Origin of the sequence: Sphingopyxis flava (assembly GCF_900168005.1) — a bacterium.
Lineage (GTDB): Bacteria > Pseudomonadota > Alphaproteobacteria > Sphingomonadales > Sphingomonadaceae > Sphingopyxis > Sphingopyxis flava.
Map to the genome: position 1 here is coordinate 23,749 of NZ_FUYP01000009.1, position 13,653 is coordinate 37,401.

The 13,653-nt window shown below is 63.7% G+C and carries 12 protein-coding genes; 4 read left to right on the plus strand and 8 right to left on the minus strand.

Annotated elements, in window-relative coordinates; all coding sequences use genetic code 11:
- Positions 1–40 precede the first annotated feature (40 nt).
- The 3 genes from B5X69_RS08855 to aspS form a co-directional block, all read right to left on the minus strand.
- Positions 41–874, minus strand: a complete 834-nt coding sequence (locus B5X69_RS08855) for a polyphosphate kinase 2 family protein (RefSeq protein WP_079638350.1) — start codon at positions 872–874, stop codon at positions 41–43.
- Between the two features lie 62 nt (positions 875–936).
- Positions 937–1,824 carry an alpha/beta fold hydrolase gene (locus B5X69_RS08860; protein WP_079638351.1) on the minus strand — a complete coding sequence of 296 codons (888 nt, stop codon included), beginning with the start codon at positions 1,822–1,824 and terminating at the stop codon, positions 937–939.
- A gap of 2 nt (positions 1,825–1,826) precedes the next feature.
- The gene (gene aspS / locus B5X69_RS08865) at positions 1,827–3,608 is read right to left on the minus strand and encodes an aspartate--tRNA ligase (protein ID WP_079638352.1); all 1,782 of its coding nucleotides are present in this window, start codon (positions 3,606–3,608) and stop codon (positions 1,827–1,829) included.
- 182 nt (positions 3,609–3,790) lie between these two features.
- On the opposite strand from aspS, the gene rnd reads away from it, so the two are divergent.
- Positions 3,791–4,984, plus strand: coding sequence for a ribonuclease D (gene rnd / locus B5X69_RS08870; protein ID WP_079638353.1), 1,194 nt, complete (start codon positions 3,791–3,793; stop codon positions 4,982–4,984).
- A gap of 11 nt (positions 4,985–4,995) precedes the next feature.
- Here rnd and B5X69_RS08875 read toward each other — a convergent pair whose 3' ends face one another.
- The 4 genes from B5X69_RS08875 to B5X69_RS08890 are packed head-to-tail and all read right to left on the minus strand — an operon-like array spanning position 4,996 to position 10,580.
- Positions 4,996–6,498: a Ppx/GppA family phosphatase gene (locus B5X69_RS08875; RefSeq protein WP_079638354.1), complete on the minus strand. Its 1,503-nt coding sequence runs from the start codon at positions 6,496–6,498 to the stop codon at positions 4,996–4,998.
- Positions 6,482–8,650 (minus strand): RNA degradosome polyphosphate kinase, encoded by a 2,169-nt coding sequence (locus B5X69_RS08880; RefSeq protein ID WP_079638355.1) that lies wholly within the window; start codon positions 8,648–8,650, stop codon positions 6,482–6,484. Before B5X69_RS08880 ends, B5X69_RS08875 begins: the two co-directional genes overlap by 17 nt.
- Positions 8,641–9,297 (minus strand): HdaA/DnaA family protein, encoded by a 657-nt coding sequence (locus B5X69_RS08885; protein WP_079638356.1) that lies wholly within the window; start codon positions 9,295–9,297, stop codon positions 8,641–8,643. The genes B5X69_RS08880 and B5X69_RS08885 overlap by 10 nt, the downstream gene beginning before the upstream one ends.
- On the minus strand, positions 9,297–10,580 hold the full coding sequence (locus tag B5X69_RS08890) for a heavy-metal-associated domain-containing protein (RefSeq protein WP_245798679.1): 1,284 nt from the start codon (positions 10,578–10,580) through the stop codon (positions 9,297–9,299). Before B5X69_RS08890 ends, B5X69_RS08885 begins: the two co-directional genes overlap by 1 nt.
- A gap of 74 nt (positions 10,581–10,654) precedes the next feature.
- Between B5X69_RS08890 and purM the strand changes: the two genes are divergently transcribed.
- The 3 genes from purM (at position 10,655) to B5X69_RS22235 (ending at position 13,114) form a co-directional block, all read left to right on the plus strand.
- Positions 10,655–11,773 (plus strand): phosphoribosylformylglycinamidine cyclo-ligase, encoded by a 1,119-nt coding sequence (purM, locus tag B5X69_RS08895; RefSeq protein ID WP_079638357.1) that lies wholly within the window; start codon positions 10,655–10,657, stop codon positions 11,771–11,773.
- Between the two features lie 108 nt (positions 11,774–11,881).
- Positions 11,882–12,832, plus strand: coding sequence for a phosphoribosylglycinamide formyltransferase (gene purN / locus B5X69_RS08900; RefSeq protein WP_079638358.1), 951 nt, complete (start codon positions 11,882–11,884; stop codon positions 12,830–12,832).
- Positions 12,833–12,844: 12 nt separating this feature from the next.
- Positions 12,845–13,114 (plus strand): phospholipase D-like domain-containing protein, encoded by a 270-nt coding sequence (locus B5X69_RS22235; RefSeq protein ID WP_079638359.1) that lies wholly within the window; start codon positions 12,845–12,847, stop codon positions 13,112–13,114.
- A gap of 80 nt (positions 13,115–13,194) precedes the next feature.
- On the opposite strand, the gene ndk is transcribed toward B5X69_RS22235, so the two are convergent.
- Positions 13,195–13,617 (minus strand): nucleoside-diphosphate kinase, encoded by a 423-nt coding sequence (gene ndk / locus B5X69_RS08910; protein ID WP_079638360.1) that lies wholly within the window; start codon positions 13,615–13,617, stop codon positions 13,195–13,197.
- Positions 13,618–13,653 lie beyond the last annotated feature (36 nt).

Genomic DNA, 13,653 nt, shown 5'->3' on the forward strand with positions numbered 1-13,653 from the left:
AGCCCTTTCGCCGCTGATCGAAATAATCACCCAAGCCGGGTTATTGCGCACTCTCGCGCGCGTCCTCGCCGCCATTGACTGCCTTGGCCGCGTCCCTCGGCTTGTAACCAAATGCCTTTTGCGCCAGCTTGACCACCGCGGGATCACGCTCTGGCGCCGTCATCGGGACCGCGGCTTCCAGCGTCTCGGCGATATGAGAAAGCGCTGCAATGCGCGCCGACTTCTTGTTGTTCCCGTCGATCACCTTCCAGGGCGCCCAGCGGGTGTCGGTCTGCTCGAACATTTCGTGCATCGCGGCGAGATATTCGCTGCGTTTTGCACGGTTGCGATAATCGTCAACTCCGGTCTTCCAGCGCTTCCAGGGATCGTCGAGCCGGTCGGCAAAGCGCCGGTCCTGTTCCTCCTGCGCGACGTGGATGAACAGTTTGACGAGGTTGGTGCGTGACCCGGTGAGCTGCGCCTCGAATTCGTTGATCTCGTCATAGCCTTTGCGCCATTCGGCTTCGGTCGCATATCCTTCCACTCGCTCGACGAGGACGCGGCCATACCAGCTGCGATCGAAGATCGAAATTTCGCGGTGTCCCGGCAGACGCCGCCAGAAGCGCCAGAGAAAATGGCGCGCCTTTTCCTCCTCGCTCGGAGCGCCGATAGGCCAGACCTCGAAATAGCGCGGGTCGAGCTGTGCGGTCAGGCGCTGGATGATGCCGCCCTTTCCTGCCGCATCCCACCCCTCGAACATGATGACGCTACGCTGGCCGTGGGTGATGTGAGCGGCCTGGATCCGCTCCAGCCGATCCTGCAGTGCCGCCAGATCCCTGCCATATTGGCCGTCATATCGGGCGCCGTCTTCATAGTCGGCGAGGTCGATCGTCATCGCTGCATCCCTCATTTCCTTGCGGCCGCAGCTAACACAGCGGCCTTCGGGATGCGATGCGATTAACCCTGATTTTCGATCAATCCAGCGAGCAGCGATGCGACGCGCTCGGGACATTCCATCGGGATGAAGTGACTGTGATCGCTCCAAAGCTCGTCCGTTGCGGCACCGATCCATTCGCCGAGGCCTGGCCAGGTTGGGCTTTGCGAAAAATCCAGCGCATCGCTGCGCATTCCCGCCGGCGCGCGGATCAGCGTGACGGGTGCAGCGAGGCTCCCGAGCCAGCAGTAGGGATCGCTGCGTAGCGCGCTCTGGTACATCGAGGCCTCAAGGACGGGCGGACAGGCAAGTTCATATCCCTTCCCGTGCGCGGCAGGTACGAGACCATAGTTGCAATAATCGCCGAGCACCTCGGCTACCCAGCGGCTGTAGGGCGGGCGATCGGCGAAGCGGGCGCGCATTTCCTCCGCGCTCGTCCACTGGTTGCGGCGGCGCGAGACGGGATGCTCGGCAGGGTCGGGCAAGGGTGCCTCGCCTCCTCCGACATAATAGGCCGGGTCCACGATGACAGGGTCGATCAGGACGAGGTGCCCGAAGGCGCCAGGCCGCTCGGCCGCGAGCCGGGTCAGGACATAACCGCCCATGCTGTGCCCGCAGCCGATGAACGCGCGCCCCTTGAAGCGGTCGAGCAGCGGCAGCAGTGCATCAGCATTGGCAGGCCAGTGCGCAAGGGTCTCGGGCCGGTAACTGCGCCCATGTCCGCGCTGGTCGGGAGCGACGACATGCGTGCCCGGCGGCAGGGCGGCGACGACCTGATCCCAGAGCCGCGCGTGAAAGCCCGTGGCATGGAGCAGCAGCAGCGAAGGCGTCTTGCCCGCCGATCCCCATTCGAACCAGCAGATGTCGCCGTCCGGTGTTGCCAGCCGGTGTTCCCGGGGCGCGGCGGCCACGTTCAGTTCTTCGGGCCGTCAACCAGCCGAATGCTGAGTTCCTTCAGCTGCTTTTCGTTGACCGGCGCCGGAGCCCCCATCATCAGATCCTCGGCCTTCTGGTTCATCGGAAAGACGACGACCTCGCGGATATTGGGCTCGTCGGCGAGCAGCATCACGATGCGATCGACCCCCGGTGCCGAGCCGCCGTGCGGCGGAGCGCCGAACTTGAACGCGTTGATCATGCCGCTGAAATTGGCATCGACCTCGGCCTGGCTATAGCCCGCAATCTCGAAGGCTTTGTACATGATGTCTGGACGGTGGTTCCGGATCGCGCCCGATGACAGTTCAACACCATTGCAGACAATGTCATATTGCCAGGCAAGGATATCGAGTGGGTCCTTGGTCTCGAGCGCCTCGAGCTCGCCCTGCGGCATGCTGAAGGGGTTGTGGCTGAAGTCGATCTTGCCCGTTTCCTCATCGGCCTCGAACATCGGAAAGTCGACGATCCAGCACATGGCATACTGGTTCGTGTCGATAAGCTCGAGCTGTTCGGCGACGCGCGTGCGCGCCAGCCCCGCAAGCTTTGCCGCGACCGCGTCCTTTCCCGCCGCAAAGAACAGTCCATCGTCGGGGCCAAGGCCGAGCTCGGCAGCGAGCGCGTCCATCTTGTCCGTACCGTGATTCTTGGCGATCGGCCCGCCCCATTCGCCGCCCTTGCGCGTCGCATAGCCAAGGCCTGCAAAGCCTTCGCCCTGCGCCCAGCTGTTCATGTCGTCGAAGAATTTGCGGCTCTTCTCGGCCGTACCCGGCGCCGGAATTGCGCGCACCACGTCGCCTGCTGCCACGATATCGGCAAAGCGGCCAAAGCCTGATCCTTCAAAATGCGCCGACACGTCGCTGATGATCAACGGGTTGCGAAGGTCGGGCTTGTCGTTGCCATATTTCAGCATCGACTCGCGGTAGGGAATGCGGGGGAAGGAGCCCGCGGGCGTCACCGACTTGCCGTTTGCAAACTCCTCGAACACCCCAGCGAGCACGGGCTCGATCGCGTTGAAGACGTCGTCCTGCGTAACGAAGCTCATCTCGAAATCGAGCTGATAGAATTCGCCCGGGCTCCGGTCCGCGCGCGCATCCTCGTCGCGAAAGCACGGCGCGATCTGGAAATAACGGTCAAAGCCCGCAACCATCAGCAGTTGCTTGAACATTTGAGGTGCCTGCGGCAGCGCGTAGAATTTTCCGGGATGAACGCGGCTGGGCACGAGATAGTCGCGCGCACCTTCGGGCGACGAGGCGGTCAGAATCGGAGTCTGATATTCGGTAAAGCCCTGCTCCACCATCCGGCGGCGCAGGCTTGCGATCACGTTCGAGCGCAGCAGTATATTCTTGTGGAGGCGCTCGCGGCGCAGGTCGAGGAAGCGGTATTTCAGGCGAATATCCTCGGGATATTCCTGCTCGCCAGCGACCGGAAGCGGAAGTTCAGCCGCCGCGGACTGCACCGAAACTTCGCGGGCCCGCACCTCGATCTCGCCGGTCGGAAGATTTGCATTGATCGTTTCCGACGCGCGCGCAACGACCTCGCCGGTGATCGTGACAACGCTCTCGGCGCGAAGGCCGTCGAGGGTCGCAAAAGCGGTGTCGCTCGAGTCCGCGACAATCTGGGTAAGACCATAATGGTCGCGCAGATCGACGAAGAGCAATCCGCCATGATCGCGCTTCCGGTGCACCCAACCCGACAGGCGGACGGTCTGACCGACGTCCTGGCTGCGAAGCTGACCGCAATGGTGGGTCCGATAGGCGTGCATTGTCTCGTCTTTCGATGGATTGGGAGGAACAGGTTTCGCGTGATTTATGGCCGCGCCTAAGGCAGGTCGCCGCGTCATTTGTCAAGCTCTGCGCCGCTTCGAGCGCCTTTGAGGCTTCACCTCCTGGTGTACAACGGCAAATTTTCCTGCCCGTCGTTCGCAACTCGCTGTATAGGCCCAACATGCAAATCCATCCCTTAATCGAGTCCAGCGCCGCACTCCTCACATTCTGTGACCTCATCAAGAACAGCGATTTCATCGCGGTCGATACCGAGTTCATGCGCGAGAATACTTTCTGGCCCGAACTTTGCCTGATTCAGGTCGCGAACAGCGAACATGCCGCCGCGATCGACCCGATGGCTCCCGGGATCGACCTTCAGCCCCTTCTCGAGCTGCTCGTCGACAATCAGGAGATATTGAAGGTCTTCCACGCCGGCGGGCAGGATATCGAAATCATCTTCAACCTCACCGGCAAGACGCCGCACCCCATCTTCGACACGCAGATTGGACAGATGGCGCTCGGCCAGGCCGAACAGGTCGGCTACTCGAACCTTGTCGAAGCCTGGCTTGGTATCATGCTCGACAAGGGCGCGCGCTTTACCGACTGGAGCCGGCGCCCCCTCGACAAGCGGCAGATCGATTATGCGATCGGGGACGTCACCCATCTCGCCAAAATCTTTCCGATGATGCTGCAAAAGCTCATCAAGACCGGTCGCGGCCACTGGCTCGATGAAGAAATGGAAAAGCTTGCCGACCCTGCCAATTACAGCCTCGATCCCGAAAGGGCGTGGTTGCGGATCAAGGTGCCCTCGCGCAAGCCCGAGGTCCTCGGCCGCCTGCAGGCGCTCGCGGCGTGGCGCGAGCGCGAGGCTCGGTCGAAGAATCTGCCGCGCGGCCGCATCGCCAAGGATGAGACGCTTGCCGATCTTGCGGCGCATCCGCCCAAGGACCAGGAAGGTCTCGGGCGCGTCCGGGGACTCTCGGCGACCTGGCGGAGCAACGATATCGGCGGCCGGCTGATGGACGCGCTTACCAGCGCAAAGCCGCTTTCCAAGGACGAGATGCCCGACCGCGCGCCGCGCGGGCCAGGGCTTGGCAAGGAGGGCGCGCTCGTCGCCGATCTTCTAAAGCTTCTTCTCAAGATCCGCGCGCGCGAACTCAACGTCGCGGCCCGGCTGATTGCCCGTAGCGACGATCTTGAGGCGCTGGCGGCGGGGCGCCGCGAGGGCATAGCGATGCTCGAGGGCTGGCGCGAGGAGGTCTTCGGCCACGCCGCGCTCGACCTTGTCGAAGGGCGAATGGGCTTTGCGGTCCGGAATGGCAAGCTGGTGATGACCAAGATCGAGGTGGCCGAAGCTGCGGACGCCGCCGCCTGACCCGGCAAGCACTAGAGCAGCATCAGTTTCGGCTTTGCTCCCAGCGCCTGCGCGAGCGAACGCAGGCGCCGCTCAACCGATTCGCCGGCTAGATGATGCCACCCCGGGTGGAGCTGCAGCACCACCCGGTCGCTCTCGCGCGCGATCGCGCTCCCCTTGAGCGGCGCTTCGAGCCCCCCCGTCAGACGCTGCGCCAGCCGGATCGCAAGACCCCATTGGCGCGCCCGCGCGCTGCGGTCTTCGCCGACGAGCGCGCCCATCGCCGGGAAATCGGCGTCATTGCCGCCGAACCCCGAATGGAGAGCGCGCGCGAGGAGGATGCGTCCCGGAATGTCGATGCCGCGCCAGTTGCCGTGGAGGCCGATTTCGCTCCCGCGTTCGGCGCGAAAGTCGGGGTTCGCCGACCATGCAACATCGCTGAGCAGGCTTGCGGCAAGCCGGATGCGGCGGTCCTCCTCGGCCTCGTGAGCAAATAAGGGCGCGATCCAGTCGGCGATGGCTCGCCCGTGCGGCGCAAAGCGCGCGAGACGGCGACCTTCGAACTCGGCCGCGACGATGAGAGGGTCCTGCGCCTGCGTCTTGACGTCAAGCGCCTGATAGAGGAGCCCTTCGCGCAGACCCGACGAGGAGATTGTCATTTCGGGCACATCGATGATGGCGACGAGCGCCGCGAGCATCGCTGCCGCATCGGCGAGCGTCTCGGCGCGGTTCGCCGCCATGCCCGGAATCGCCTTCAGTTCATCGATACCGAGCCGTTTGGTCGCGCGCACGAGCCGGCGGAGCGCCGCGCGTGGCAGTGTGTGCTGGTCGAGGACTGCAAGCGGCGCCTTGGTGAGTTCGAGATCGAGGCGCGCCAGGGCGCGCCAGGATCCGCCGACGAGGTAGAGCGGCCGTCCGGCAAGATCGCCCGGCCAGCCCGCGCCCCGAAGCATCTTGCGGACTGCGCGCTCGAAGGACTGCTGCCCGTGCTCGCGAAGCGCTGGCAGCCGCAGCACGCCGAGCGGAAAGGAAGCACGGCGCCCGACACGCCCCTCCCCCACTTCGGCAAGTTCGAGGCTCCCGCCGCCCAGATCGACCGCAATACCGTGCGCGTCGGGGATAGCCGAGAGGACGCCCGAGCCTGCCGCAAATGCCTCCTCTTCCCCCGACAGCAACCGGATCGTCAGCCCTGCCTCTGCGGCGCCCGCAACGAAGTCGGAGCCGTTCGTCGCGTCGCGCACTGCCGCGGTCGCGACGCACTGAACCTCCTCAACGCCCATATGCTGCGCGAGCAGGGCATAACGGCGTAGCGCCGTGAGGCCGCGCTCCGCGTCTTCAGGCGCGATCCGTCCGTCGACCGGCAGACCGCGGCCAAGTCCAGCCGGCACCTTTTCGTTGAAGATCACCGCGGGCGCGCGAGGGGGACCCTCATAGACGACGAGGCGAAGCGAGTTCGAGCCGATATCGATGACAGCCGAGCGGTGGATGGCAAGGTCGGGAGCGCGGTGCCGCAAGGGGTCAATCTTCAGGGACATGAAAGGCAAGCGTCGGGACGTCATGACGCTTGTGAAGCGCGGTCCCGCGACCCGACAAGGATGGATTGGTCATAAAATAATGATGTAGATTGAATGGCATATCGCCAGGACTGATGCGCTGATAGCTGCCGTCCGGATCCAGTATCCAGCTTTGTTCATTGTCGATCAGATTGGCGACGAGCACCTGGTCGAGAATCTGGTCATGAACGGTCGGATTTTCGATCGGGATCATATATTCAACGCGGCGGTCGAAGTTGCGCGGCATCCAGTCGGCGCTCGAGATATAGAGTTTCGCGCCGCTATGGGGCAAGGCCGCCCCATTCGCAAAAGCCCAGATGCGGCTATGCTCGAGAAAGCGCCCGACGACCGACTTGACGCGGATGGTCTCCGAAAGGCCGGGCACGCCAGGGCGCAGGCAGCAGATACCGCGAACAACAAGTTCGATGGGAACACCCGCTGCGCTTGCCTCATAGAGTTTGTCGATGATGTCGGGATCCACCAGGCTGTTCATCTTCGCCCATAGTCCCGACGGTCGGCCAGAACGAGCCGCACGAATCTCATCGTCAATCAGATTAGATAGATTATACCGCATGTTGAGCGGCGACATGGTAATCATCTCGAGCTGGTCCGGCTCGACATAGCCGGTGATATAGTTGAAGAGCTGCGCCGCATCGCGGCCGGCGCGTGGGTCGGCGGTGAAAAAGCTGAGATCGGTATAGATGCGCGCGGTCACGGGGTGGTAATTGCCCGTACCGAAGTGGCAATAGGTCCGATAGCCCTGCCCTTCCCGGCGCACGACCATCGAGATCTTGGCGTGCGTTTTCCACTCGATGAAGCCATATACGACCTGCACTCCGGCGCGTTCGAGCTGATTGGCCCAGAGCAGGTTCTGCTCCTCATCGAAGCGCGCCTTGAGTTCGACTACCGCGGTCACCGACTTGCCCGCTTCCGCCGCCTCGATCAGCGCGCGGATCACCGGCGACTGATTACCTGCGCGGTATAGGGTCTGCTTGATGGCAACGACGTCGGGATCGGCGGCTGCCTGCCGGAGAAAGGAGAGAACGACGTCGAAACTCTCATAAGGGTGGTGGACGACGATGTCCTTCGAACGGATTGCCGCGAAGCAATCGCCGCCATGCTCGCGAATACGCTCCGGAAAACGCGGCGAATAGGCGGGAAATTTGAGGTCGGGGCGGTCGATGTCGACAATCGCCGACAGCGCCGCCAATCCTACGAAGCCTGCGATCCTGGCAACAATCGCTTCATGCCCCTGGATATCCTCGCCGAGCACTGCGGCAAGCTCGTCGGAAATGTCGGCGCCAAGCTCCAGCAGGATCACCCGGCCCCGGCGCCGCCGACGGATCGCGGTGCGGAACAGGCGCACGAGATCCTCAGCCTCTTCCTCGATCTCGATATCGCTGTCGCGGATGACGCGAAACACCCCGCGCGAACGGACGGAAAAACCAGGAAAGAGAAGGTCGGCGAAAATCTCAATGAGATATTCGATCGGCACGAACGCCGTCCCACCGCCCGGCACAGGAACAAAGCGCGGCAGCGAGGCGGGGATCATGACGAGCTCGCGCACGGTGTCGCCAGTTGCCTTGCGCTCAAGATCGAAAATCAGTCCGAGCCCGCGATTGGGGATGAAGGGAAAGGGGTGCGCAGGATCGAGCACCTGCGGCGTCAGGATGGGAAAAATCTGGTCGACGAAAAACTGGTGAAGCGCTTCGCGTAGCGCAGCGGAGTCCGACCCGGCGCCGTGGACGGTCACGCCCTGCTCGGCGAGCAGGCGATCGAGGCGCTGCCATTCGGACTGCTGCTGATCGACAAGCCGGTTCACCTCGGCCTCGATCTCGGCAAGCTGCTGCACCGGCGAACGGCCGTCGGCAGACGGATCGTCGATTCCCTGAAGTTGCTGCCCCTTTAGCCCTGCGACGCGCACCATGAAGAATTCGTCGAGATTGCTCCCCGAGATCGACAGGAAGCGAAGGCGCTCGAGCAGCGGGTGCGCGGGATTGCGCGCCTCCTCCATAACCCGCCGGTTGAAAGCGAGCCAAGAGAGCTCGCGGTTGAAGAAGCGGTCGGGGCCAAAGTCGGGCGGCGACGCGTCGGCGTCATTGTCGGCCCGTAGAGGGCTCCCGGCTACGGGCATTGAATCTTATCCTGCCGCTCGAGAAGATCGGGTTCGATCAGCCCCTGGGACAGCAATGTTTCACGTGCAAGACGAACGCCCACGCGCCGCCCCTGTTCGAGTGAGGCGGCATCGAGCGCCGCGACGATGCGGTGGATCATCGCATAGCTGCGCTCCATGCGCGGTACGATATAGGACGAAACCTCGGGCGCAATCGCCATGCCCCGCTGCGCGAAAAGTGCCTCGATCAGGTCACGGGCAAGACAGTCGTCGGGCTCGCCGATCGTCAGCACCGGCACCGCCCGTAGTCGCGAGGCAAGGTCGGGGAGCGCGATCTCCCATTCGGTCGGCGGCGCATCGGCGATGATGAGGAGCGGCACCCCGCTTGCCTGGGCAGCGTTCCAGGCATGGAACATTGCTTCTTCCGAGACGCTTGTCGGCCCATCGATCACGCGCCCGCCGGTTTCGCGCGCGAAAATCCGTCCGATCAGGCTGCGTCCGGACCCGCGCGGCCCGGTGAGCACCGCGGTTCGCACGGGCCAGGTCGAGACGTGATGCAGATAGCGTATCGCATCGGCGTTGCTGGTGCCGACGATCAGCGGGCCGTCGTTCGCCCCGCCTGCGCTCCAGTCGAGCGGCAGCGCAAATTGCCCCGATGCCCGCGCCATCAGCGGCTGATCCGCAGCGTATTGCCGCCTTGCTGCACCGTGTAGCCGCGCGCTTCGAGCGCCGCCTTGAGGGCCGCGATATCGCCCCGGAAGGCCACCCGCATGACAGATGTTCCGCCGAGCGCGAGACTGATTGTCGACGCCGACTGAACCCCTGCGATGGCAGCGACATTACGCTCGGTCGCCGACACCGATTCGACGTCGGGGGATGCATATTGGACGTTGAAGCTCGCAGCGCCGACGGGCACTGTCGTCGGCACGCTCGCGTCGATCTCGCCGGGAAGCGCTGAATCCTCCGTGGGCAATGCTTCGGCGGGCAAGTCCTCCTTCTCGACCGGCTTTTCAAGGACGAGATAGCGGTCGGTCTGGAGAATACCTGCGGCGAGCGCCTCGGTGTAGATACGGTCCATGCGCGCGACAGCCTTTTCCATCATGTCGGGCAGCGCCTTCACGCTCGGCCCGGTCATGGCGAAGGTCTCGATCAGTCGGTTGTTGGGACCGAAGCGCGCAGCAAAATGTCCGGTAATCGGCCCGCCTGGATAGCTGTACTCGATCCGCGCGGTTGGCATCAGCACGTCGGCGGCGCCATATTGGTCAAGGATTACGCGCCACCAGACGCGACCGCGGCGGCCCGTCTGTCCCGCATTGAGAAGAAGCGTATCGGCACCCGTACCTGCGGTGCGCACATAATCGACCGCGCTTTGACCGGTGTTATATTCCGCCCAGGCGCGCTGCCACTCGCTGCGCTGTTCGAACACCTGCGGAATGCCGTCGATCGAATAGACGGGAATCACGAGCAGCGGGGGCGAGCGCAAGGTGCGGCCGCTGACGCCCAGGATTTGCCCCGCGCGCACGCGGTCGAACTGGACGCCCAGCGTGGCGACGTAACGCCGGGGACCAATTTGCTCGCTTTCGACCACAATTGCGGTGACAATGCCGTCGAGCACCGAATCGCTGAGCTGAGGGCCGTCGCTTCCGTTCGTCTTGCGATAAAGCTGCGCCCAGCCCTTGCGCTGCGCCTCACGCCATCCCTTTTCGCGAGCGTCATCGGCATCGGTCCCCGTCACATCGACCTTGATTCCGCTGGTCAGAAAGTCACCGCTGCTGTTGATCGGGGTGATGCCGCGGTCGCCGCGCGCAATCTGACCTTCAACGACACCCGCGGCCAGAATCGCAAGGAGAAGGCCGAAAAAGGCGAGCCAGCGCCAATCGCGGGAAGGCGCCGCTGGATCGATGGGACGAGCGAACCGAAGGGAAAGGGCCGAAATCATCACGTCTTTCATGCTCTGCCCAAAAGCGTGGGCCCCGACAAGGAAATCATGGCATTTATCCGCCGGAACCGTTAGTCGCGCGTGCCATGGATTCCAAGCACAACGAACGCGACGGCGAGCCCGCCTCCTACACATATGCGAAAGCCGGGGTATCAATCGAGACCGGCAATGCGCTGGTCCGTGCGATCGCGCCGCTGGCCCGAGCCACGCGCCGTCCGGGCGCCGATGCCGACCTTGGCGGGTTCGGCGGGTTCTTCGACCTGAGAGCGGCCGGCTTCACCGATCCTTTGCTCGTCGCGGCCAATGACGGCGTCGGTACGAAGCTCAAGCTTGCGATCGATTCGGGGCGTCATGATGGCGTCGGCATCGACCTCGTCGCCATGTGCGTGAACGACCTCGTCGTTCAGGGTGCAGAGCCTTTGTTCTTTCTCGACTATTATGCCACCGGCAAGCTCGAGAACGATGTCGCGATCGCGGTGGTTGCGAGCATCGCGGAGGGCTGCCAGCAGGCCGGTTGCGCGCTGATCGGCGGCGAAACCGCCGAGATGCCGGGTATGTATGGCGAAGGCGATTATGACCTTGCAGGCTTCTGCGTCGGCGCGGTCGAGCGCCATGAAGTGCTGACCGCACACAAGGTGGCCGAGGGCGACGTCATTCTCGGCCTCGCCTCATCCGGCGTTCATTCCAACGGTTTCTCGCTCGTTCGCCGGCTCGCGGCCGACAAGGGGTGGAAGCTCGATCGCCCCGCCCTCTTCGACCAGAATATCCTTCTGATCGACGCCTTGATGGCGCCGACGCGCATTTACGTGAAGAGCCTGCTGCCGCTGGTGAAGCAAGGTCAGATTCACGCGCTTGCACACATTACCGGCGGTGGACTGCTGGAGAATATCCCGCGGGTGCTCCCAAAGACGCTGCACGCGCATATCGACGCCAGCGCCTGGGAGCAGCCCCGGCTGATGGCGTTCCTGCAGGCGCAGGGAAATATCGAGCCCGAAGAAATGGCCCGCACTTTCAACTGCGGGATCGGCATGGCGGTGGTGGTTTCCGAAGCCGATGCCGAGGCCGTCGCGACCTATCTTGAGGACGCTGGCGAGACGGTTCATCGGATCGGGCATATCGCAGAAGGCGAAAAGGGCTGCACGGTGTCGGGCGCCGCAGGGACCTGGAGCGCGATGGGCGCATGGAGCGCGGCGCATACCGGCTGATCCCCTTTTCCATTCGCGGCGGGTGTTGAAGGGTCGCCCTTCCATTGAAGATGGAGAGAGAATAGTGCGTCGACAAGCTTGGCACGATCTCAAGGACAGGACCGCGCTGTGATAAAGGCCAAGGTCGCCGTCCTGATCTCGGGCACGGGCACGAATATGGCGGCCCTGCTCTACGCCGCAAAGTCTAAGGCGTGCCCTTACGAGATCGTGCTGGTCGCGAGCAACAATCCCGATGCGCCCGGGCTGCGGCTCGCAGCCGCGGAGGGCATCGCGACCTGGAGCCTGCCGCACAAGGGGATGAAGCGCGGCGCCTTCGACGCGCTGGTCGACGCGCGGCTGCGCGAAGCGGGGGCCGAATATGTCGCGCTCGCGGGTTATATGCGTATTCTGTCCGAAAGCTTCGTCGCGGCGTGGCAGGGGCGGATGCTCAATATTCATCCCAGTCTCCTGCCTCTCTACAAGGGGCTCGACACCCACCAGAAGGCGATCGACGCTGGTGACAAATTCGCCGGCTGCAGCGTCCACATCGTGACCCCGACGCTCGACGACGGGCCGGTGCTCGCGCAGACGCGCGTCGCGATCCTGCCTGACGACACGGCCGAGAGCCTCGCCGCGCGCGTGCTGATCGCGGAGCACCAGCTCTATCCGCCGACACTCGCGGCCTTCGTGATGCGCGAGCGCGATCCTGTCCATCTATTGGAACGCGTGCGCGACCTCGCTCTGGCGCTCCCCGAGGCCGACGAGGTGACCTCGCACGGCATGCCCTGCTTCGGCATCGTCAAGGGCAAGAAATTCGCTTACTTCACGCATGATCACCACGGCGATGGCCGCACCGCGCTCCTCGTCAAGATCAGCGGCGCCGATGAGCAGGCGCAGCTCATCGAAATCGACGCCAACCGTTATTTCCGGCCCGCCTATTTCGGCGACGGCTGGGTAGGCATCCGCCTCGACGGCGGTGACAATGATTGGGACGCGCTCGCGGACTGGCTGCGCAAGAGCTGGCTCGCGGTCGCGCCAAGGAAGCTTGCAGGCCTGATGGGGGCTGCAGAGGAGTTTTAGCTACGCGGCGGTTTGCCGTACCGGCCGGTTCATGCAAAGACGATCGCCGTCGATGGCGCGGTTGCGCTGATTGGATCAGCGAGCCTCGACCGACCCAGCTTCGAGCTCAATTTCGAAAATAATATGATGTTCGCCCGCGCAGACTTCACGGGCGAAATTCGGGCGCGGCAGACCGCCGATCTGGCCGACTGCGAGCCCATTCCGGCGATCGGATCGCCGGAATGGGGATTGCCGCCCGTCCGTTGCAGAATCTCCCGCGCGATGCTGAGTCCCGTGCTGTGATGCCCAGCGAAAAGGCCGCCGGATCATTCCAGCGGCCCTTGCGCTTTTGATTCCGCCGCAACCCGCGGCGACGATCGCGTTCAGCCGACGATTTCTTCGGGCTTGAAGAAATAGGCGATCTCGATCGCGGCATTCTCTTCGCTGTCGCTGCCGTGGACGCTGTTCGCCTCGATGCTCTCTGCAAGCTCCTTGCGGATCGTGCCCGGTGCCGCATCTTTGGGGTTGGTGGCGCCCATGACGTCGCGGTTGCGCTGCATGGCATTTTCGCCCTCAAGGACCTGAACCACGACCGGACCTGACGTCATGAATTCGACCAGCTCGCCGAAAAAGGGGCGATCCTTGTGAACCGCGTAGAAACCCTCGGCCTGCTCGCGGGTCATGCGGATGCGCTTGGAGGCGACCACGCGCAAGCCCGCGTCCTCCAGCATCTTGGTAACTGCGCCCGTCAGGTTGCGGCGCGTCGCGTCGGGCTTGATGATCGAAAAGGTGCGGGTGACCGCCATGGGAAAGCTCCTGCGTAGGTATATTTTATGATGCGC

Coding starts and splice junctions, on each gene's coding strand:
- B5X69_RS08855 (WP_079638350.1), bottom strand. CDS start 874: ATGACGATCGACCTCGCCGACTATGAAGACGGCGCCCGATATGACGGC.
- aspS (WP_079638352.1), bottom strand. CDS start 3,608: ATGCACGCCTATCGGACCCACCATTGCGGTCAGCTTCGCAGCCAGGAC.
- rnd (WP_079638353.1), top strand. CDS start 3,791: ATGCAAATCCATCCCTTAATCGAGTCCAGCGCCGCACTCCTCACATTC.
- B5X69_RS08875 (WP_079638354.1), bottom strand. CDS start 6,498: ATGTCCCTGAAGATTGACCCCTTGCGGCACCGCGCTCCCGACCTTGCC.
- B5X69_RS08880 (WP_079638355.1), bottom strand. CDS start 8,650: ATGCCCGTAGCCGGGAGCCCTCTACGGGCCGACAATGACGCCGACGCG.
- B5X69_RS08885 (WP_079638356.1), bottom strand. CDS start 9,297: ATGGCGCGGGCATCGGGGCAATTTGCGCTGCCGCTCGACTGGAGCGCA.
- B5X69_RS08890 (WP_245798679.1), bottom strand. CDS start 10,580: ATGAAAGACGTGATGATTTCGGCCCTTTCCCTTCGGTTCGCTCGTCCC.
- purM (WP_079638357.1), top strand. CDS start 10,655: ATGGATTCCAAGCACAACGAACGCGACGGCGAGCCCGCCTCCTACACA.
- ndk (WP_079638360.1), bottom strand. CDS start 13,617: ATGGCGGTCACCCGCACCTTTTCGATCATCAAGCCCGACGCGACGCGC.